The 18,654-nt window shown below is 69.3% G+C and carries 21 protein-coding genes and 2 pseudogenes; 17 read left to right on the plus strand and 6 right to left on the minus strand.

The genetic code is table 11. The features are described from left to right. The first annotated feature begins 14 nt into the window (after positions 1-14). The 3 genes from fusA (at position 15) to ACGFR9_RS04390 (ending at position 4,129) form a co-directional block, all read left to right on the plus strand. Positions 15-2,141: an elongation factor G gene (gene fusA / locus ACGFR9_RS04380; protein WP_393202840.1), complete on the plus strand. Its 2,127-nt coding sequence runs from the start codon at positions 15-17 to the stop codon at positions 2,139-2,141. Positions 2,142-2,310: 169 nt separating this feature from the next. After that, on the plus strand, positions 2,311-3,504 hold the full coding sequence (tuf, locus tag ACGFR9_RS04385) for an elongation factor Tu (protein ID WP_393202842.1): 1,194 nt from the start codon (positions 2,311-2,313) through the stop codon (positions 3,502-3,504). Positions 3,505-3,685: 181 nt separating this feature from the next. Then, entirely contained in the window at positions 3,686-4,129 is a 444-nt protein-coding gene (locus ACGFR9_RS04390; protein WP_393202844.1) for a hypothetical protein, read from the plus strand. A gap of 50 nt (positions 4,130-4,179) precedes the next feature. On the opposite strand, the gene ACGFR9_RS04395 is transcribed toward ACGFR9_RS04390, so the two are convergent. Then, the gene (locus ACGFR9_RS04395) at positions 4,180-4,785 is read right to left on the minus strand and encodes a TetR/AcrR family transcriptional regulator (RefSeq protein ID WP_393202846.1); all 606 of its coding nucleotides are present in this window, start codon (positions 4,783-4,785) and stop codon (positions 4,180-4,182) included. 146 nt (positions 4,786-4,931) lie between these two features. Here ACGFR9_RS04395 and ACGFR9_RS04400 point away from each other — a divergent pair, with 146 nt between their 5' ends. The 3 genes from ACGFR9_RS04400 to ACGFR9_RS04410 all read left to right on the plus strand — a co-directional run bounded on the left by ACGFR9_RS04400 (position 4,932) and on the right by ACGFR9_RS04410 (position 8,128). Next, entirely contained in the window at positions 4,932-5,948 is a 1,017-nt protein-coding gene (locus tag ACGFR9_RS04400; protein ID WP_393202848.1) for an aldo/keto reductase, read from the plus strand. A gap of 19 nt (positions 5,949-5,967) precedes the next feature. Then, positions 5,968-6,867, plus strand: coding sequence for an LLM class flavin-dependent oxidoreductase (locus ACGFR9_RS04405; protein WP_393202850.1), 900 nt, complete (start codon positions 5,968-5,970; stop codon positions 6,865-6,867). 97 nt (positions 6,868-6,964) lie between these two features. Beyond that, positions 6,965-8,128: an endo-1,4-beta-xylanase gene (locus ACGFR9_RS04410; protein ID WP_393202852.1), complete on the plus strand. Its 1,164-nt coding sequence runs from the start codon at positions 6,965-6,967 to the stop codon at positions 8,126-8,128. Positions 8,129-8,215: 87 nt separating this feature from the next. Here ACGFR9_RS04410 and ACGFR9_RS04415 read toward each other — a convergent pair. Both ACGFR9_RS04415 and ACGFR9_RS04420 read right to left on the minus strand, forming a co-directional pair. Beyond that, a pseudogene (locus ACGFR9_RS04415) lies at positions 8,216-8,314 on the minus strand (DUF397 domain-containing protein); the annotation flags it as partial. Continuing rightward, positions 8,311-8,445: pseudogene (locus ACGFR9_RS04420) on the minus strand (transcriptional regulator); the annotation flags it as partial. The pseudogenes ACGFR9_RS04415 and ACGFR9_RS04420, both read right to left, overlap by 4 nt. On the opposite strand from ACGFR9_RS04420, the gene ACGFR9_RS04425 reads away from it, so the two are divergent. Further along, on the plus strand, positions 8,402-8,563 hold the full coding sequence (locus tag ACGFR9_RS04425) for a DUF397 domain-containing protein (RefSeq protein WP_393202854.1): 162 nt from the start codon (positions 8,402-8,404) through the stop codon (positions 8,561-8,563). The pseudogene ACGFR9_RS04420 and the gene ACGFR9_RS04425 sit on opposite strands and share 44 nt — an antisense overlap. A gap of 229 nt (positions 8,564-8,792) precedes the next feature. Next, complete coding sequence (locus ACGFR9_RS04430) at positions 8,793-9,254, plus strand: hypothetical protein (protein WP_393202856.1); 462 nt, start codon at positions 8,793-8,795, stop codon at positions 9,252-9,254. A 67-nt stretch (positions 9,255-9,321) separates the two neighbouring features. Here the strand turns inward: ACGFR9_RS04430 and ACGFR9_RS04435 are convergent, their stop codons facing one another. Beyond that, positions 9,322-9,984 (minus strand): response regulator, encoded by a 663-nt coding sequence (locus ACGFR9_RS04435; RefSeq protein ID WP_393202858.1) that lies wholly within the window; start codon positions 9,982-9,984, stop codon positions 9,322-9,324. Beyond that, positions 9,981-11,207, minus strand: coding sequence for a sensor histidine kinase (locus tag ACGFR9_RS04440; RefSeq protein ID WP_393202860.1), 1,227 nt, complete (start codon positions 11,205-11,207; stop codon positions 9,981-9,983). The genes ACGFR9_RS04435 and ACGFR9_RS04440 overlap by 4 nt, the downstream gene beginning before the upstream one ends. A 243-nt stretch (positions 11,208-11,450) precedes the next feature. Here ACGFR9_RS04440 and gdhA point away from each other — a divergent pair, with 243 nt between their 5' ends. Further along, positions 11,451-12,809 carry an NADP-specific glutamate dehydrogenase gene (gdhA, locus tag ACGFR9_RS04445; RefSeq protein ID WP_393202862.1) on the plus strand — a complete coding sequence of 453 codons (1,359 nt, stop codon included), beginning with the start codon at positions 11,451-11,453 and terminating at the stop codon, positions 12,807-12,809. A 27-nt stretch (positions 12,810-12,836) separates the two neighbouring features. On the opposite strand, the gene ACGFR9_RS04450 is transcribed toward gdhA, so the two are convergent. After that, a complete protein-coding gene (locus tag ACGFR9_RS04450; protein WP_393202864.1) occupies positions 12,837-13,691 on the minus strand; it encodes a helix-turn-helix transcriptional regulator in 855 nt (284 codons plus the stop codon). An 86-nt stretch (positions 13,692-13,777) separates the two neighbouring features. On the opposite strand from ACGFR9_RS04450, the gene ACGFR9_RS04455 reads away from it, so the two are divergent. The 8 genes from ACGFR9_RS04455 to rplB all read left to right on the plus strand — a co-directional run bounded on the left by ACGFR9_RS04455 (position 13,778) and on the right by rplB (position 18,646). Further along, positions 13,778-14,530 (plus strand): SDR family oxidoreductase, encoded by a 753-nt coding sequence (locus tag ACGFR9_RS04455; RefSeq protein ID WP_393202866.1) that lies wholly within the window; start codon positions 13,778-13,780, stop codon positions 14,528-14,530. 42 nt (positions 14,531-14,572) lie between these two features. Beyond that, on the plus strand, positions 14,573-14,782 hold the full coding sequence (locus ACGFR9_RS04460; protein ID WP_393202868.1) for a 4-oxalocrotonate tautomerase family protein: 210 nt from the start codon (positions 14,573-14,575) through the stop codon (positions 14,780-14,782). A gap of 170 nt (positions 14,783-14,952) precedes the next feature. Beyond that, on the plus strand, positions 14,953-15,285 hold the full coding sequence (locus ACGFR9_RS04465; RefSeq protein WP_393202870.1) for a cupin domain-containing protein: 333 nt from the start codon (positions 14,953-14,955) through the stop codon (positions 15,283-15,285). 428 nt (positions 15,286-15,713) lie between these two features. Further along, entirely contained in the window at positions 15,714-16,022 is a 309-nt protein-coding gene (gene rpsJ, locus ACGFR9_RS04470; protein WP_003948644.1) for a 30S ribosomal protein S10, read from the plus strand. Positions 16,023-16,039: 17 nt separating this feature from the next. Next, positions 16,040-16,684 carry a 50S ribosomal protein L3 gene (rplC, locus tag ACGFR9_RS04475; protein ID WP_030220985.1) on the plus strand — a complete coding sequence of 215 codons (645 nt, stop codon included), beginning with the start codon at positions 16,040-16,042 and terminating at the stop codon, positions 16,682-16,684. An 8-nt stretch (positions 16,685-16,692) separates the two neighbouring features. Then, on the plus strand, positions 16,693-17,352 hold the full coding sequence (gene rplD, locus ACGFR9_RS04480; RefSeq protein WP_393202872.1) for a 50S ribosomal protein L4: 660 nt from the start codon (positions 16,693-16,695) through the stop codon (positions 17,350-17,352). Beyond that, entirely contained in the window at positions 17,352-17,771 is a 420-nt protein-coding gene (gene rplW / locus ACGFR9_RS04485; RefSeq protein WP_311642538.1) for a 50S ribosomal protein L23, read from the plus strand. The genes rplD and rplW overlap by 1 nt, the downstream gene beginning before the upstream one ends. A gap of 38 nt (positions 17,772-17,809) precedes the next feature. Next, positions 17,810-18,646: a 50S ribosomal protein L2 gene (rplB, locus tag ACGFR9_RS04490; protein ID WP_030220992.1), complete on the plus strand. Its 837-nt coding sequence runs from the start codon at positions 17,810-17,812 to the stop codon at positions 18,644-18,646. Positions 18,647-18,654: the final 8 nt, after the last annotated feature.

An 18,654-nucleotide genomic window follows, 5' to 3' on the forward strand; every position in this document is an offset into this window, starting at 1 on the left:
AAGACTGAAGCCTTATGGCTACCACTTCACTTGACCTGGCCAAGGTCCGCAACATCGGGATCATGGCCCACATCGACGCGGGCAAGACGACGACCACCGAGCGGATCCTGTTCTACACCGGCGTCTCCTACAAGATCGGTGAGGTCCACGAGGGCGCTGCCACCATGGACTGGATGGAGCAGGAGCAGGAGCGTGGTATCACCATCACCTCCGCTGCGACCACCTGTCACTGGCCGCTCGAGGACAACGACTACACGATCAACATCATCGACACCCCGGGACACGTCGACTTCACCGTCGAGGTGGAGCGCTCGCTGCGCGTCCTCGATGGTGCCGTGACGGTGTTCGACGGTGTCGCCGGTGTCGAGCCGCAGTCCGAGACGGTGTGGCGTCAGGCGGACCGCTACGGCGTCCCGCGTATCTGCTTCGTCAACAAGCTCGACCGCACCGGTGCCGAGTTCCACCGCTGTGTCGACATGATCAGCGACCGCCTGGGTGCGCAGCCGCTCGTCATGCAGCTGCCGATCGGTGCCGAGGCCGACTTCAAGGGCGTCGTCGACCTCGTGACGATGAAGGCCTACGTGTGGTCCGCCGAGGCCACCAAGGGCGAGATGTACGACGTGGTCGACATCCCGAGCACGCACACCGAGGCCGCCGAGGAGTGGCGCGGCAAGCTGCTCGAGGCCGTCGCCGAGAACGACGAAGAGCTGATGGAGCTGTACCTGGAGGGCCAGGAGCCCACCACGGAGCAGCTGTACGCCGCGATCCGTCGCATCACCATCGCCTCCGGCAAGTCCGCCGAGACCACCGTCACGCCGGTGTTCTGCGGTACCGCGTTCAAGAACAAGGGCGTCCAGCCCCTGCTCGACGCGGTCGTGCGCTACCTGCCGACCCCGCTCGACGTCGAGGCCATCGAGGGCCACGACGTCAAGGACCCCGAGGTCGTCGTCAAGCGCAAGCCGTCCGAGGACGAGCCGCTGGCCGCGCTCGCGTTCAAGATCATGAGCGACCCGCACCTGGGCAAGCTCACCTTCGTCCGGGTCTACTCGGGCCGCCTGGAGTCCGGCACCGCCGTGCTGAACTCCGTCAAGGGCAAGAAGGAGCGCATCGGCAAGATCTACCGCATGCACGCCAACAAGCGTGAGGAGATCGAGTCGGTGGGCGCCGGTGACATCGTCGCCGTCATGGGCCTGAAGCAGACCACCACCGGTGAGACGCTGTCCGACGACAAGGCCCCGGTGATCCTGGAGTCCATGGACTTCCCGGCGCCGGTCATCCAGGTCGCCATCGAGCCCAAGTCGAAGGGCGACCAGGAGAAGCTGGGCGTCGCGATCCAGCGTCTGGCCGAGGAGGACCCGTCCTTCCAGGTCCACTCGGACGAGGAGACGGGCCAGACCATCATCGGTGGTATGGGCGAGCTGCACCTCGAGGTGCTGGTCGACCGTATGCGCCGTGAGTTCAAGGTCGAGGCCAACGTCGGCAAGCCCCAGGTCGCCTACCGTGAGACGATCCGCAAGGCCGTCGAGCGCGTGGACTACACCCACAAGAAGCAGACCGGTGGTACCGGTCAGTTCGCCAAGGTGCAGATCGCGATCGAGCCGATCGAGGGCGGCGACGCCTCGTACGAGTTCGTGAACAAGGTGACCGGTGGCCGCATCCCGAAGGAGTACATCCCTTCGGTCGACGCCGGTGCGCAGGAGGCCATGCAGTTCGGCATCCTGGCCGGCTACGAGATGACGGGCGTCCGCGTCACGCTCATCGACGGTGGCTACCACGAGGTCGACTCCTCCGAGCTCGCGTTCAAGATCGCCGGATCGCAGGCCTTCAAGGAGGCCGCGCGCAAGGCTTCTCCCGTGCTCCTGGAGCCGATGATGGCCGTCGAGGTCACCACGCCCGAGGACTACATGGGTGAGGTCATCGGCGACATCAACTCCCGCCGTGGCCAGATCCAGGCCATGGAGGAGCGGGCCGGTGCCCGCGTCGTGAAGGGTCTCGTGCCCCTCTCGGAGATGTTCGGCTACGTCGGCGACCTGCGCAGCAAGACGTCCGGCCGTGCCAGCTACTCCATGCAGTTCGACTCCTACGCCGAGGTTCCGCGGAACGTCGCCGAGGAGATCATCGCGAAGGCCAAGGGCGAGTAAGGGACTCCGTTCAACGGACCCCCCTCTCACGCTTTAGGCTTGACCCCGGAGCCTGCAAGTGGGCATTCCGCCATCAACCCGGCGGAATGCCTCTGGCCCGGGTTTCCCAGCAAAGATCACCTGGCGCCGATGAGTAAGGCGTACAGAACCACTCCACAGGAGGACCCCAGTGGCGAAGGCGAAGTTCGAGCGGACTAAGCCGCACGTCAACATCGGCACCATCGGTCACATCGACCACGGTAAGACGACCCTCACGGCCGCCATTACCAAGGTGCTGCACGACGCGTACCCGGACCTGAACGAGGCCTCGGCCTTCGACCAGATCGACAAGGCTCCCGAAGAGCGCCAGCGCGGTATCACGATCTCGATCTCCCACGTCGAGTACCAGACCGAGCAGCGTCACTACGCCCACGTCGACTGCCCCGGTCACGCGGACTACATCAAGAACATGATCACGGGTGCGGCGCAGATGGACGGCGCCATCCTCGTGGTCGCGGCCACCGACGGCCCGATGCCGCAGACCAAGGAGCACGTGCTCCTGGCCCGCCAGGTCGGCGTCCCGTACATCGTCGTCGCCCTGAACAAGGCCGACATGGTGGACGACGAGGAGATCCTGGAGCTCGTCGAGCTCGAGGTTCGTGAGCTGCTCTCCGAGTACGAGTTCCCGGGCGACGACCTGCCGGTCGTCAAGGTGTCCGCGCTCAAGGCCCTCGAGGGCGACAAGGAGTGGGGCAACACCGTCCTCGAGCTCATGAAGGCCGTGGACGAGAGCATCCCGCAGCCCGAGCGCGACGTCGACAAGCCGTTCCTGATGCCGATCGAGGACGTCTTCACGATCACCGGCCGTGGCACCGTCGTCACCGGTCGTATCGAGCGTGGTGTCCTCAAGGTCAACGAGACCGTCGACATCGTCGGTATCAAGCAGGAGAAGACCACCACCACGGTCACCGGCATCGAGATGTTCCGGAAGCTCCTCGACGAGGGCCAGGCCGGTGAGAACGTCGGTCTGCTGCTTCGTGGCATCAAGCGCGAGGACGTCGAGCGCGGCCAGGTCATCATCAAGCCCGGTTCGGTCACGCCGCACACCGAGTTCGAGGCCCAGGCCTACATCCTGTCGAAGGACGAGGGTGGCCGTCACACCCCGTTCTTCAACAACTACCGCCCGCAGTTCTACTTCCGTACGACGGACGTGACCGGCGTCGTGACCCTCCCCGAGGGCACCGAGATGGTCATGCCGGGTGACAACACCGAGATGAAGGTGGAGCTCATCCAGCCCGTCGCCATGGAGGAGGGCCTGAAGTTCGCCATCCGTGAGGGTGGCCGGACCGTGGGCGCCGGCCAGGTCACCAAGATCAACAAGTAAGCTTGCTGATCTGACCTGGTAGCTCCTGCTTGCGAGCACCTGAGAGGGCCCGCACGACTTCGGTCGTGCGGGCCCTTTCGCGTGAGCGGACGTCAACTCCGCCGCAGTAGCGATCACTCGATCGCGGGAACGGCACGGCATGTGCATACGGCACGTGCCGTCGCTCCCCTAACTTCGCCTCATGGTCAGCTCATCCCATGAGGCCCTGCACCGGATCTTCCAGCAGGAACCGGGCCTCTTCGCGCGCGTCGCCAGGAACCGGGGCGTCGCCTTCCCCCCACCCATGACCGCCACGGAGCTCTCCACCGACCTCACGGAGACACGGCCACTGGAGCGGCGGGTGACACGTTGCACGACGCAGGCCGCGGATCTCTGGAGGCGTCTCATGGCCGTCGACCTCTCGTTCTTCCAGTCGCAGACCGCTCAGCAACTTCGGGCCGAGGGGCGGGCCGAGGGGCAGGCAAAGGGCATCCTGGTCCTTCTGAGCCATCGTGGCGTCGAGGTCACCGAGGGCGACCGTGACCGCATTGCCGGATGCGGCGATCCCGAAGTGCTGAGCCTCTGGTTCACGCGGGCCATCACGGCGACGTCGGCGGCCGAGGTCTTCGCGGAGACCGCCGGCTGACCCGGGCGTTCAGCGGGTGAAGTCCTCGGCGGTGGTGCCGCCGCCCCGGGTCAGGGGGCGTGATGGCCCGTGGGCCGGCGCAGGCCGTCGACGAGGATGCCCGCCAGGCGGCGGGCGTGGTAGTCGGGGTCCGTTTCCGCGCCGATGCAGAGGTTGCCGACGCCGCGCATGAGGGTGAGGGCGTCGATGTCGGCGCGGATCTCGCCGGCGGTGGCCGAGGCGTCGAGGAGCTGGGCGCAGACGGGCAGCAGGCGGTCGAGGAAGTAGGCGTGCAGGCCCTCGAAGCCGGAGTGGTCGGAGTGCAGGACGGCGGCGAGCCCGTGCTTGGTGACCAGGAAGTCGACGAAGAGGTCGATCCACTGCCGTAGCGCCGTGTGCGGGGTGGGTGCGGCGGCCAGGAGGGCCGGTCCGGCCTCGGCGCACGCCTCGACCTGGTGCCGGTAGACGCCGATGATCAGGTCCGCCCGGGTCGGGAAGTGGCGGTAGAGGGTCCCGAGGCCCACGTCGGCCCGCGAGGCGATGTCGCGCACCGGGGCGTCCACGCCCGACGCGATGAAGGCCGCGGCGGCCGCCTCCAGCAGCGTCTCCTTGTTGCGCCGGGCGTCCTTGCGCTGTGCCGGGGCCGTCGGCCTGTCGCCCTCGTCGGTCTGGTTCACCGCGTCGTTCCTCCACCTCTCGCACGCCCCCGCATGGTCTCACGCATGCCCGCGCACTCTCACCCTTGCCAAAGCGGAACATTGTTCCGTATCGTTGCCAGCGCACCGGAACAGTGTTCCGTTTCTACCCGTGAGGAGACACGGCCATGCAATACCGCACCCTCGGCCGCACCGGCGTGCAGGTCAGCACCCTCGCGCTCGGCGCGATGAACTTCGGTGGGATCGGCCGCACCACCCAGGACGAGGCCACGGCCCTCGTGGACGCGGCCCTGGAGGCCGGCGTCAATCTGATCGACACCGCCGACTGGTACAGCGCGGGGGAGTCGGAGGAGATGGTCGGCAAGGCCATCGCCGGCCGGCGCGACGACATCGTGCTGGCCACGAAGGCGACCATGCCGATGGGGGAGCGCAACCGGCAGGGCGGTTCGCGCCGCTGGCTGGTCACCGCGCTGGAGGACAGCATGCGCCGGCTCGGCGTGGACCACGTCGACCTCTACCAGATGCACCGCTGGGACCCGGCCACCAGCGACGAGGAGACCCTCTCGGCCCTGACCGACCTCCAGCGAGCCGGAAAGATCCGCTACTTCGGCTCCTCCACCTTCCCCGCGTACCGCATCGTGCAGGCTCAGTGGGCCGCCCGTGAGCTGCGGCTGAGCCGGTACGTCACCGAGCAGCCCAGCTACTCGATCCTGCAGCGCGGAATCGAGGCTGACGTGCTGCCCGTGAGCGAGGAGTACGGACTCGGCGTGCTGGTGTGGAGTCCGCTGGCGTCGGGCTGGCTGTCGGGCGCGGTCCGCAAGGGCCGGGACATCGCCACACACCGCTCGGCGGTCCTGCCCGAACGCTTCGACCTCTCCCATCCCGCCAACCGGGCCAGGATCGACGCCGTCGAGCGGCTGGCCGCGGTCGCCGACGAGGCCGGGCTGACGATGATCGAGCTGGCGCTCGGCTTCGTGACCGCGCATCCGGGTGTGACCGGCGCGCTCATAGGTCCGCGCACGCCGGAACACCTGCGGGCGCAGCTCGCCGCCGCCGACACGGTGCTCTCCGCCGACGTGCTGGATGCGATCGACGACATCGTCGCCCCCGGCCTCGACCTGGCCGCACACGAGAAGTTCGACGCCCCGCCCGCCCTCCTCGAGGCGTCACTCCGGCGCCGCTGACCAACCGGAGGCTCGACCCATGGCATCCGCACCCCGACCGCGTTTCGGGATCATGACCGCTCCCTCGCAGGTCGACTACCACAACATCCTGAGCGTCTGGCGCGAGGCGGACGCGGTCCCGGAGATCGAGCACGCCTGGCTGTTCGACCACCTCATGCCCATCTTCGGAGACCCCGACGGACCCACCTACGAGGGCTGGACACTGCTCTCGGCCCTCGCGGCGCAGACCCGGCGGCTGCGCCTGGGGGTGATGGTGACCAGCAACCGGTTCCGGCCGCCGGCGCTGCTCGCCAAGATCGCTACGACCGTCGACATCGTCTCCGGCGGTCGGCTCGACCTGGGCATCGGCGTCGGCTCCCGTCCGAACCCGCCCCAGGCCTGGCGCGAGTACCCGGCGCACGGACTGCCCTTCCAGCCCCCGGCGCAGGCGGTGGAGAGCCTCGCCGAGGCCTGCACGGTGATCCGGCGGCTGTGGACCGAGAAGGAACCCTTCGACTTCCACGGCACCCACCACCGGCTCACCGGGGCCTTCGGCAGCCCGAAGCCCGTGCAGCGGCCCCACCCGCCGATCCTCATCGGCGGACGCTCCGCGGCGACCCTGCGTGTGGTCGCCGAGCACGCGGACCTGTGGAACATCCCGGGCGGCGACATCGACGACGTGGTCCGCCGCGGTGCCCTGCTGGACCGCTACTGCGCGGACATCGGCCGCGACCCGTCCTCGATCGTCCGCTCGATCCATCTGCCCGTGGACTACGACCGGCCCAGCGAAACGATCGAGGCGATCGGCGAAGCGGTTGACGCGGGGTTCGGGCACATCGTCCTCGGGCTGGGAGCACCGTATCCCGCAGGCGTCGCGCGGTGGGTCGCCGACGAGCTCATCGGCGCACACCGGGGGAGCGACCGCGTGCACGGGTATTGACGCGCCACTCGGCCGAACCGTACGGTCCGCCCATCCCTAATGTTTCGCATCAGTCATCGAAACATTCGAGAACGACGATGGGAATGAGACTCCCCGCATGAGATCCATTCGTTTCGCCACCGTGGCCCTCGCCACCGCCGCCCTGGCCCTGCCCCTGATGACGGGCTCGGCCGCCGCCGACCCGTCGGCCGGCCGGAAGGCCGCCCCGCACTCCAACGCCAAGCATGACCGGCTGCGTTCGGCAGCTCCGGAAGGCTTCGTCGTGGGTACCGCGGTGGCGGGCGGCGGCCACCACCTGGAGCAGGACTACCCGGACCCCTTCACCTACGACAAGGAGTACCGGAAGATCCTGGGGCGCCAGTTCAGCTCGGTCTCCCCAGAGAACCAGATGAAGTGGGACTACATCCACCCGGAGCGGGACCGGTACGACTTCGAGCAGGCCGACGCGATCGTCGAGTCCGCCCGGCGCAACCACCAGGTCGTACGGGGCCACACCCTGCTGTGGCACAGCCAGAACCCGGCATGGCTGGAGCAGGGCGACTTCTCCAAGAAGGAGCTGCGCGCCATCCTGCGCGAGCACGTCACCACCGTCGTCGGCCGCTACGCCGGCCGGATTCAGCAGTGGGACGTCGCCAACGAGATCTTCGACGACCAGGGCAACCTGCGCACGCAGGACAACATATGGATCCGCGAGCTGGGGCCGGGCATCGTCGCGGACGTCTTCCGGTGGGTCCACAAGACCGACCCGAAGGCGAAGCTGTTCTTCAACGACTACAACGTCGAGAGCGTCAACGCGAAGAGCGACGCGTACTACGCCCTCATCCGGGATCTGCTCGACCAGGGGGTGCCGGTGCACGGCTTCTCCGTCCAGGGGCACCTGAGCACCCGGTACGGCTTCCCGGGCGACCTGGAGGACAACCTGCGCCGGTTCGACGCGCTCGGCCTGGAGACCGCCGTCACCGAACTGGACGTCCGTATGGACGTCCCGGAGGGCGGCACACCCACCGAGGCACAGGAGCGGCAGCAGGCCGACTACTACCAGCGGACGCTCGAGGCGTGCCTGGCCGTCGACGGCTGCAACTCGTTCACCATCTGGGGCTTCACCGACAAGTACTCGTGGGTCCCGGTGTTCTTCGAGGGCGAGGGCTTCGCGAACGTCATGACCGACGACTACACCCGCAAGCCTGCCTTCTACGCCCTGCGGGACACCCTGAAGGAGGCGGCCCGAAAGGACGACTGCGGCAACCACCACAAGCCCTGACCCCGCACGCGGGTCCAGCTCGCACCGCCCGCGCCTGACCGTCAGCAGCTCGGCCGCCCGGGTCCCGGGGCGGCACGCTCAGGAGCGTGCCGCCCTCACGCAGGAATCGCCGTCGGGGCCGCTGCTGTAGCTGCTCTTGAACCACTTCAGCTCGGAGGTGTCTCCGGCAGAGGCCATGCGTGTCATGTCTCTCCAAGCACTTGCTCGATGAAGGCCAGCGACTCCTCGGGCGGGAGCGCCGGCGCCCGGATGGTGCCATACCGCAGTTCGAGGATGCGGAGCTGCCTCGGATCCGAGGTGGGGCGACCGTTGTACGCGATCGCCATAGCGCCCCGCACGATTCACATCCGTGACTCCAAGAACGCCGCAGGCCCACAGCTCGCGGTCGACCCCGTCGCCTGGGCGAGTTTCGTGGCGTACAGCTCGGAGCGCTGACGCTCCGAACCGAGCGTGCCCCGCCCCCGGTTGACGTCGGGGGCGGGGCGCGTTGCCGTGGGGGTCAACCACCGGTATACGGCCCTGAACACACGGCGGGCCGTACATCTCAGGTCTGGGCTGGACGACGGTGTGGAGCGGCGCTCGTAGTGTCATGCGCAGGTCGAAGGGCCTGGGCCGGCGCGACAAGGGACGCGGCGGCCGACCACACCGAATTGGGGGAAGCACCATGAACTTCCGTGTCAGGGCCGCCCGGGCGGCGTTCACCACGTCCGCGTTCGTCACCGCGGCGATGCTGTTCGGCGCCCAGGCCGCCGTCGCCGGCACCAACGACAGCTTCTCGGTCGGCACGACGGGCGGCGGATGCGGCGCGGTCGACTTCGTCGACTACGGCGCCGGCGCCCCGGGCGGCGGCAACAACGACGACTACCTCGTCATCCACGACTACTGCAGCGACGGCAAGGGCGTCCGGGCGTACGCATGGCTCTCCAACGACATCATCGGCAATGTCTACCTCGGGGCCAAGAACAACACCAACGGGCTGGCCGGCGCCGCTGTCGTCTGGGACCCCTTCAAGGCGTACGACAACGTTCTCCCCGGTGACAGGGTGGGCATCAAGGTGTGCCTCTTCAACAGCAACAACACGCTCAGCAGCTGTGCCGAGGCCTCGCACGTGAGCGTCGACGGCTGACGTGTGGAAGCGCGTGGCGCACCACCGAGGGGGGAGTGGTGCGCCACGCCGTCGGCGGGTCGGCGGGTCAGCGGGCCTGGCCGGGGACGACCAGCCCGCTCTCGTACGCCATGACGACCGCCTGGGCACGGCTGTTGAGGGAGAGCTTGGTCATGATCCGGTGCAGATGTGTCTTCACCGTGCCTTCGGTGACGTGCAGTTGCCCGGCGATGGCCTCGTTGTCGATGCCCAGGCCGACCAGCCGCAGGACCTCCCGCTCGCGCGCGGTCAGGCCGGACACCGTCTCCGGTTCGACCGCCGAGGCGGGCCGGCAGGTGTAGGCCTCCACCAGGCGGCGGGTGACGGCCGGGGCGAAGAGCATCTCGCCGCGGGTCACGACGCCGACAGCCTCGATGAGCCGCCGCGGCGAGGTGTCCTTGAGCAGGAAGCCGCTGGCGCCGGCGCGTAACGCCGCGTACACGTACTCGTCGACGTCGAACGTCGTCAGCACGATCACATGCGGCGGGTCCGGCACCTTCCGCAGGATCGCCTCGGTGGCGGCGATGCCGTTCATGCCGGGGAGCCGGATGTCCATGAGGACGACGTCGAACCGCTCGCGGTCCGCCGCGTCGACGGCCGTCTCGCCGTCGGAGACCTCCCGCACCTCGGTGATGTCCGGAGCCGTACGGAGCAGGGAGGCCAGGCCGGCTCTGACCAGTTCCTGGTCGTCCACCACGAGTACGCGTGTCATGGTCCCTGCTCCTCCGACTCCTCCCGGCGCGTACGGCGCGGCTCACGCAGCGGGAGGGCCACCTCGACGTCGAACCCGCCTCCGTGCCGCGGCGCCGCGGACAGGCGTCCCCCGCAGATCCTGGCCCGTTCCCGCATGCCGATCAAGCCGAGTCCCGAGCCGGGGACGGTTTCAGGTCGCTCACCCGTACGAACGCGACCGTGCGCGCCGCCGTCGTCGCGGATCGCGAGAACGACCTGGTCAGGGGTGTACTCGAGAGTGAGGTCCACCCGCGCGCCGGGGGCGTGCTTGATGACGTTGGTGAGTGCCTCCTGGGCGACCCGGTAGACGCACACGTCGACGACGGGCGGCAGAGGGACCGGTTCGCCCGCCGCCGTGAACCGTATGTCCAGGCCCGCCGCGGCGGCGCCGCCGACCAGTTCCGGCAGCCTGTCGAGGCGGGGCGCCGCCTCGTACGGGGCGTCCTGGCCGTCGTCGTCGGACTGGACGCGCAGGACGGTGAGCAGGCGCCGCAGTTCGTCGAGCGCGCCGCGCCCGGTCTCGGCGACGGTCCGCAGAGCGCTCCGCGCCGCCGGGACGTCCGAGGTGAGCACCGTCTCCGCGAGCCCCGCCTGGATGGTGATCACCGACATGTGGTGGGCCACCACATCGTGCAACTCCCGTGCGATCGCCATGCGTTCCAGCGTGACGGCGTTGCGGGCGCGCGCCTCCTGCTCGGCCACCAGGTCCGCGGTGACCTCACGCAGCCGGGCGTTGGCGCGGACGAGGAGGTAGCGAGTATGGCCGAAGGCGATGGCCACCACCGGGACGAGGGCGGCCTGGGCGACGACCAGCGCGGGGTGGAGGCGGCCGGAGAGACCGCTCAGCGCCATGACCCCGGCCACCGGGGCGGCCGCCGCCCAGGAGACGGCGAGCGGACGGCATCCGGCCACGCTGAGCAGGCCGACGACCGGTGTCCAGACGTTCACGGACGGCTGGTAGCCGAGGCCGAGATACACCGCGTACGCGGCCGCCGACGCCAGCACCGTCGTCACCGGGAGCCGGCGTCGTACCGCCAGCGGCAGCGCGGTCAGACAGGACAGGGCGTAGCCGGGCCCGTCGAAGGCGTGCCAGCCGGGCGGCCGGTAGTAGGCGCCCGCGATACAGCCGACCGCCGCGAAACCGACGGCGACGGCGGTGTCGGCCAGGACAGGCGGCAGGCGGCGTAATCGAGACGGGGTCATCGCGGGATGCTACGGCCGACCCCGGCGGGCCGTCCCGGTCCCCGCACAACGGGTCTCAAATAGCGGACAATCGTGCGCGGTTCTTGCCGTTCCGGTTTACACAGAGGTAACACTGAAAGGCTGGCCGCTTCGGGCAACCTTCCCCTCACGCCCCCGAGCGGCCGCTGTCCTGCGCGCGGCAACGGCGCCGAGCGCCCATCACCGGTCCCCGTACCGGTGTCAGCCGCGCCAGAAAGGGACCTCGTGACCTCACGACCCGACCCCAAGACCTCGCTGGACCTGCTGCGATCCGAGATCGAGCGCCGTAACCCGGCCGAACCCGAGTTCCACCAGGCCGCCCGCGAGGTGCTGGACACCCTCGCCCCGGTGCTCGCCGCGCGCCCGGAATACGCCGAGCCGGGGCTTGTCGCACGGCTGGTCGAGCCGGAGCGGCAGATCCTGTTCCGCGTGCCGTGGCAGGACGACCAGGGCCGGGTTCACGTCAACCGGGGCTTCCGGATCGAATACAACAGCGCCCTCGGCCCGTACAAGGGCGGACTGCGGTTCCACCCCTCGGTGAACCTCGGGATCATCAAGTTCCTCGGCTTCGAGCAGATCTTCAAGAACGCCCTGACCGGTCTCGGCATCGGCGGCGGCAAGGGCGGCAGCGACTTCGACCCGCAGGGCCGCAGCGACTCCGAGGTGATGCGGTTCTGCCAGTCCTTCATGACGGAGCTGCACCGCCACATCGGCGAGTACACCGACGTCCCGGCCGGTGACATCGGCGTGGGCGCCCGCGAGATCGGCTACCTCTTCGGCCAGTACCGGCGGATCACCAACCGCTGGGAGGGCGGCGTGCTCACCGGCAAGAGCGCCGGCTGGGGCGGCTCGCTGATCCGGCCCGAGGCGACCGGCTACGGCAACGTGCTGTTCGCCGAGGCGATGCTGCGCGAGCGCGGCGAGGACCTGGAGGGCCAGACCGCCGTCGTCTCCGGCTCCGGCAACGTCGCGATCTACACCATCCAGAAGCTGACCGCCCTCGGCGCCAACCCGGTGACCTGCTCGGACTCCGGCGGCTATGTCGTCGACGAGAAGGGCATCGACCTGGAGCTGCTGCGGCAGATCAAGGAGGTCGAGCGCGGCCGGGTCAGCGACTACGCCGAGCGCCGGGGCGCCTCCGCGCGGTTCGTGCCCGGCGGGCGGGTCTGGGACGTGCCGGGCGACGTCGCCCTGCCCTCGGCCACCCAGAACGAGCTGAACGCCGCGGACGCCGCCACCCTCGTCCGCAACGGCGTGAAGGCGGTCTCCGAGGGCGCGAACATGCCGACGACGCCCGAGGCCGTCGACCTGCTCCAGCAGGCCGGTGTCGCCTTCGGCCCCGGCAAGGCGGCCAACGCCGGCGGTGTCGCCGTCAGCGCGCTGGAGATGACGCAGAACGCGGCCCGTACGTCGTGGAAGGCGGACCAGGTCGAGGACGAGCTGGCCCGCATCATGACGGACATCCACACCACCTGCGCGGAGACCGCCGAGCGCTACGGCTCCCCCGGCGACTACGTGACCGGCGCGAACATCGCCGGTTTCGAGCGGGTGGCGGACGCGATGATCGCCCAGGGCGTCATCTGACGCACGGGACGCGGGAGGTCGCCGGCGTCACGGCGCGACGACCTCCTGCGTACCGACCACCGCCAGCAGCTCCAGCAGCCCCGCGCTGTCCGTCCCCACGGCGGGAGTGAACCAGAGCAGCCGCTGACGGCCGTCCTCGCTGAACAGATGCAGGCAGTTCACCTCGATCAGGCCCAGCACGGCGTGGTCGAGGCGCTTGCGGTCGTCCCGCCGGAAGGCCACGTCGTGGTCGGCCCACAGGGCGGCGAACTCCGGTGACACCCCGAGCAGCGTACGGATCATCGACCGCGCCTCGGGGTCCTTCGCGTCCCGCCGCGCGGCGGCGGCCCGCAGATCCGCGACGAAGGAACGGGACAGCCGGTCGTGATCGGCCGCGGGGTACAGCCTCCGCGCCTCCGGCTCGGTGAACCACCGGTGCACGAAGCTCGCCCGCGGCCCCCGGAACCCGGACTGGTCCCCGAGCAGCGCCACCGCCAGCGGATTCTGTACGAGGGTGACGTGCAGGTCCGTGATCACCTGCGCCGGTGTCGAGGTCATCCGGCCGAGCAGGTCCAGCATGCCGGGGTGGATGTGCGAGGCGGCACCGCCCTGCGCGGGCACGGGGCGCTCCGCGAGCCGGTACAGATAGTCGCGCTCGTCGGCGCTCAGCCGCAGCGCCCTCGCCAGCGCGGCGAGCATCTGCTCGGACGGCTGGGAGCCGGCGCCGCGCTCCAGCTCGTTGTAGTAGTCCACCGACGCCCCGGCGAGATGGGCCACCTCCTCGCGGCGCAGCCCCGGCACCCGGCGCCGGGGACCGGCCACAAGGCCCACGTCGGCCGGGCGGACGCGCTCCCTCCGCGACCTCAGGAACGTCCCCAGTTCGGCGTACTTCGCGGCGCTCATGCCGTCCATTGTCCGCCCGGCCGGGCCGGTGACCCAGGGGATGACATCCCCTGGCTGAGCAGTCCGCCACGGCGCACCGTGGAGTCATGACCACGAACCAGCAGCAGCACCAGCAGAGGGTCGCCGTCGTCACCGGCGGATCGCGCGGCATCGGCCGGGCGGCCGCCCGCAGGCTCGCCGAGGACGGTCTGGCCGTCGTCGTGAACTACGCCCGTGACGCGGCCGCCGCCGAGGAGACGGTGGCGGCCATCACCGGGGCGGGCGGCAGGGCCGTCGCCGTACCGGCGGACGTGGCGGAGGAGAAGGAGGCCGCCGCGCTGTTCGACCGGGCGGAGACGGAGTTCGGCGGTGTCGACGTGGTCGTGAACGCGGCCGGGCGGATGACCCTGTCCACCGTCGCCGACCTGGACCTGGCGGCGCTCGACGCCATGCACCGCACCAACATCCGCGGCACCTTCGTGATCGCGCAGCAGGCGGCCCGGCGGCTGCGCGCGGGCGGCTCGTTGGTGGTGTTCTCGACCTCCGTGGTCGGTACCCAGTTCCCCACGTACGCGGCGTACGCGGCGAGCAAGGGCGCCGTGGAGGCGATGACGCTGATCCTCGCGCGCGAGCTGCGCGGACGGGACGTCACCGTGAACGCCGTGGCGCCCGGACCGACGGCCACGGACATGTTCCTCACGGGCAAGACCCCCGAGCAGATCGACCGGCTCGCCAAGACCCCGCCCCTGGAACGGCTGGGCACGCCGGACGACATCGCCGCCGTGGTCGCCTTCCTCGCGAGCCCCGCCGGGCACTGGGTGAACGGCCAGGTGCTGCGCGCCAACGGCGGCATGGTCTGACCCCGGCACGACCACCCCAATCCCCAATCCAAGGAGACACCCATGCCATTCGCCCAGTTCAAGGTCCCGGCCGGCACCCTCACGGCCGAGGACAAGCAGAAGATCATCGAACGCACCACCGACCTCTACGCCGAGATCTACGGCGAACGGGCCCGTCCCACCACCGTCGTCCTCGTCGACGAGGTCCCCGACGGCGGCTGGGGCGTCGCCGGCGGCGTCCTCACGGCGGCGATGCTGAACGGCACCGCCTGAGGGGTGCCGGCGGGTCGCCCGAAGCGGGCGGGGACGCCCGGTGAGTACAGGACGCTCACCGGCTCCCCGGCTTGCCGGAGGGGACCGGTACAGGTACGGCGCGGCCGTGCAGCGCGATGTACCCCACATGGCCCTGGTGACCGCGGGTCCCGGCGGGAAGGCTCGATGTCATGCAGAAGCTCTCCCTGGACGCCCTCACCCGCGAACACCTCGAACGTGCCGCCGCCACGTCCAGCGGCCGCAGCGCCACCACCGTGTACGGCGGTCATGAACACACCCTGCGCCAGACCCTCCTCGCGCTGACCGCCGGCACGTCCCTCGCCGAACACGACAGCCCCGGCGAGGCCACCCTGCTGGTCCTGCGCGGCCGCGTCCGCCTCACCAGCGGCGACACGGAGTGGGAGGGCCGCACCGGCGACCTCCTCGTCATCCCTCCCGCCCGACACGCCCTCGAAGCACTGGAGGACGCGGCGGGCCTCCTCACGGTCGCCAAGGCGAACTGACGGCTCCCGCCCCCGCGGACGATCCGACCGGCGTTTGATTCACGTCACCCTCGGGGTAATCTCTTCCGCCCGATTGGCCAGGGCGCCGCCCTCTGTGGCAAACTGTCGGAGTTGCTCGGTCGAGTGTTGATGCTGCGCGCCTCCCGTCGGGAGGACCGGAAGCGAGTCCCACAGTACTCGTCGTCCCTGATGAGGGGCGGACGTACGGGAATCTTTCGGGAAGCGGAGCGCGGCGCCGGCCAGGCGCCCGGTGGGCCTTTCGCCCCCGGTCCACGGTTCTGGTAAGGCCGTGTCAATCCCGCGGGGATGTTCCGACAAGGGACATCCATGTCAGCGAGAGTGCGACACGCCCGACCGCGTGGGTCGGAGGACGAGACCTGGAACACCGGGCTCCGGAGCGTAAAGAGAGACAGGACTACGGAGTAGCCATGGCGGGACAGAAGATCCGCATCCGGCTCAAGGCCTACGACCACGAGGTCATCGACTCTTCGGCGAAGAAGATCGTCGAGACGGTGACTCGCACTGGTGCGTCGGTCGCGGGCCCGGTGCCGCTGCCCACTGAGAAGAACGTGTACTGCGTCATCAAGTCGCCGCACAAGTACAAGGACTCGCGCGAGCACTTCGAGATGCGCACGCACAAGCGCCTGATCGACATCCTCGACCCGACCCCCAAGACCGTTGACTCTCTGATGCGACTCGACCTCCCGGCCGGTGTCGACATCGAGATCAAGCTCTGAAGGCCGGTGATCTGAAGATGACCAAGCAGATCAAGGGCATCCTGGGCGAGAAGCTCGGCATGACGCAGGTGTGGGACGAGAACAACCGTGTTGTTCCGGTCACCGTCGTCAAGGCCGGCCCCAACGTCGTCACCCAGGTCCGTACGAACGATGTCGACGGCTACGAGTCGGTCCAGATCGCCTTCGGCGAGATCGACCCGCGCAAGGTGAACAAGCCCCTCAAGGGTCACTTCGCCAAGGCCGACGTCACCCCGCGTCGTCACCTCGTCGAGATCCGCACCGCGGACGCCTCCGAGTACACGCTGGGCCAGGAAGTCACCGCCGAGGTGTTCGAGTCCGGCGTGAAGGTCGACGTCACCGGCAAGAGCAAGGGCAAGGGCTTCGCCGGTGTCATGAAGCGTCACAACTTCAAGGGCCTCGGCGCCGGTCACGGCACCCAGCGCAAGCACCGCTCGCCCGGTTCCATCGGTGGCTGCGCCACCCCGGGCCGCGTGTTCAAGGGCCTCCGTATGGCGGGTCGTATGGGCAACGAGCGGGTCACCACCCAGAACCTGACCGTCCACGCCGTTGACGCGGAGAAGGGTCTGCTGCTCATCAAGGGCGCGGTTCCCGGTCCGAACGGCGGCCTCGTCCTGGTCCGCACCGCGGCCAAGGGGGCCTGAGGTAACCGATGAGCACTGTTGACATCCTGTCGCCTGCGGGCGAGAAGACCGGAAGCGTCGAGCTCCCCGCGGAGATCTTCGGCGTGGAGAAGATCAGCATCCCGCTGATCCACCAGGTCGTCGTCGCGCAGAACGCCGCTGCCCGTCAGGGCACGCACAAGACCAAGCGTCGTGGCGAGGTCCGTGGTGGTGGCAAGAAGCCTTACCGCCAGAAGGGCACCGGCCGCGCCCGTCAGGGCTCGACCCGCGCGCCGCAGTTCGCCGGTGGTGGCGTCGTGCACGGTCCCGTGCCGCGCGACTACTCCCAGCGCACCCCCAAGAAGATGAAGGCCGCCGCTCTGCGGCACGCCCTCACCGACCGGGCGCGCCACAACCGCATTCACGTCGTCTCCGGCGTGATCGCGGGCGAGACCCCCTCCACGAAGGCCGCCAGGTCGCTGTTCGGCAAGATCTCGGAGCGCAAGAACCTGCTCCTGGTCATCGACCGCGCCGACGAGGCCGCGTGGCTGTCCGCCCGCAACCTGCCCCAGGTCCACATCCTGGAGCCGGGCCAGCTGAACACGTACGACGTTCTCGTCTCGGACGACGTGGTCTTCACCCAGGCCGCTTTCGAGTCCTTCGTCGCCGGCCCGAACAAGGCCAACGACAACGAAGGGAGCGAGGTCTGATGGCTGCCCGTCACCCCTCGATCGCCTCGAAGGCCGCCAAGGCGGCCAAGGCCGCTCGCGTCGCCAAGGCGCGCCGCCACGAGGCCGAAGGCAAGAACACCGTCGTCACCCCGGCGAGCAAGTCGTTCACGGACCCCCGTGACGTCCTGCTGAAGCCGGTCGTGTCCGAGAAGAGCTACGCGCTCATCGACGAGAACAAGTACACGTTCATCGTCGCGCCGGGCTCCAACAAGACCCAGATCAAGGAGGCCGTCCAGGCGGTCTTCGAGGTCAAGGTCACCGGGGTCAACACGATCAACCGCGTCGGCAAGCGCAAGCGCACCCGCACCGGCTTCGGCCAGCGCGCGGCGACGAAGCGCGCGATCGTGACCCTCGCTGAGGGCGACCGTATCGACATCTTCGGCGGTCCGACCGCGTAAGCGGTCAGGATCGTTCGATATCGGACGAGGACTGAGAAATGGGTATCCGCAAGTACAAGCCGACGACTCCGGGCCGTCGTGGCTCCAGCGTCGCCGACTTCGTCGAGGTCACGCGGTCCACGCCGGAGAAGTCGCTGGTCCGTCCCCTGCACAGCAAGGGCGGCCGTAACAATTCCGGTCGTGTGACCGTTCGCCACCAGGGTGGCGGACACAAGCGCGCCTACCGCGTGATCGACTTCCGTCGTCACGACAAGGACGGCGTGCCGGCGAAGGTCGCGCACATCGAGTACGACCCCAACCGCACCGCGCGCATCGCGCTGCTGCACTACGCCGACGGCGAGAAGCGCTACATCCTCGCCCCGCGCAACCTGCAGCAGGGCGACCGCGTGGAGAACGGTCCCGGGGCCGACATCAAGCCGGGCAACAACCTGGCCCTCCGCAACATCCCGGTCGGTACCACGATCCACGCGATCGAGCTCCGTCCCGGTGGCGGTGCCAAGTTCGCCCGCTCCGCCGGTGCCTCCGTGCAGCTGCTCGCGAAGGAGGGCACCATGGCCCACCTCCGCATGCCGTCCGGAGAGATCCGCCTGGTCGACCAGCGCTGCCGCGCCACGGTCGGCGAGGTCGGCAACGCCGAGCAGAGCAACATCAACTGGGGCAAGGCGGGCCGCAAGCGGTGGCTGGGCGTTCGCCCGACCGTCCGTGGTGTGGTCATGAACCCGGTGGACCACCCGCACGGTGGTGGTGAGGGCCGGACCTCCGGTGGTCGTCACCCCGTGTCCCCGTGGGGCAAGAAGGAAGGCCGTACTCGTTCGCCCAAGAAGGCGTCGAACAAGTACATCGTCCGCCGCCGCAAGACGAACAAGAAGCGCTAAGGACGGGT

Source organism: Streptomyces sp. NPDC048584, from assembly GCF_043199595.1.
GTDB lineage: Bacteria > Actinomycetota > Actinomycetes > Streptomycetales > Streptomycetaceae > Streptomyces > Streptomyces edwardsiae.

Bases quoted from the DNA above. Each gene is read 5' to 3' on its own strand.
- ACGFR9_RS04460 (WP_393202868.1), top strand. From the start codon at position 14,573: ATGCCATTCGCCCAGTTCAAGGTCCCGGCCGGCACCCTCACGGCCGAG.
- rplC (WP_030220985.1), top strand. From the start codon at position 16,040: ATGACCAAGCAGATCAAGGGCATCCTGGGCGAGAAGCTCGGCATGACG.
- rplD (WP_393202872.1), top strand. From the start codon at position 16,693: ATGAGCACTGTTGACATCCTGTCGCCTGCGGGCGAGAAGACCGGAAGC.
- ACGFR9_RS04405 (WP_393202850.1), top strand. From the start codon at position 5,968: ATGGCATCCGCACCCCGACCGCGTTTCGGGATCATGACCGCTCCCTCG.
- fusA (WP_393202840.1), top strand. From the start codon at position 15: ATGGCTACCACTTCACTTGACCTGGCCAAGGTCCGCAACATCGGGATC.
- ACGFR9_RS04390 (WP_393202844.1), top strand. From the start codon at position 3,686: ATGGTCAGCTCATCCCATGAGGCCCTGCACCGGATCTTCCAGCAGGAA.
- ACGFR9_RS04450 (WP_393202864.1), bottom strand. From the start codon at position 13,691: ATGAGCGCCGCGAAGTACGCCGAACTGGGGACGTTCCTGAGGTCGCGG.
- rplB (WP_030220992.1), top strand. From the start codon at position 17,810: ATGGGTATCCGCAAGTACAAGCCGACGACTCCGGGCCGTCGTGGCTCC.
- ACGFR9_RS04425 (WP_393202854.1), top strand. From the start codon at position 8,402: ATGCGGAGCTGCCTCGGATCCGAGGTGGGGCGACCGTTGTACGCGATC.
- ACGFR9_RS04465 (WP_393202870.1), top strand. From the start codon at position 14,953: ATGCAGAAGCTCTCCCTGGACGCCCTCACCCGCGAACACCTCGAACGT.
- rpsJ (WP_003948644.1), top strand. From the start codon at position 15,714: ATGGCGGGACAGAAGATCCGCATCCGGCTCAAGGCCTACGACCACGAG.
- ACGFR9_RS04435 (WP_393202858.1), bottom strand. From the start codon at position 9,984: ATGACACGCGTACTCGTGGTGGACGACCAGGAACTGGTCAGAGCCGGC.
- rplW (WP_311642538.1), top strand. From the start codon at position 17,352: ATGGCTGCCCGTCACCCCTCGATCGCCTCGAAGGCCGCCAAGGCGGCC.
- ACGFR9_RS04430 (WP_393202856.1), top strand. From the start codon at position 8,793: ATGAACTTCCGTGTCAGGGCCGCCCGGGCGGCGTTCACCACGTCCGCG.
- ACGFR9_RS04400 (WP_393202848.1), top strand. From the start codon at position 4,932: ATGCAATACCGCACCCTCGGCCGCACCGGCGTGCAGGTCAGCACCCTC.
- ACGFR9_RS04455 (WP_393202866.1), top strand. From the start codon at position 13,778: ATGACCACGAACCAGCAGCAGCACCAGCAGAGGGTCGCCGTCGTCACC.
- ACGFR9_RS04440 (WP_393202860.1), bottom strand. From the start codon at position 11,207: ATGACCCCGTCTCGATTACGCCGCCTGCCGCCTGTCCTGGCCGACACC.
- ACGFR9_RS04410 (WP_393202852.1), top strand. From the start codon at position 6,965: ATGAGATCCATTCGTTTCGCCACCGTGGCCCTCGCCACCGCCGCCCTG.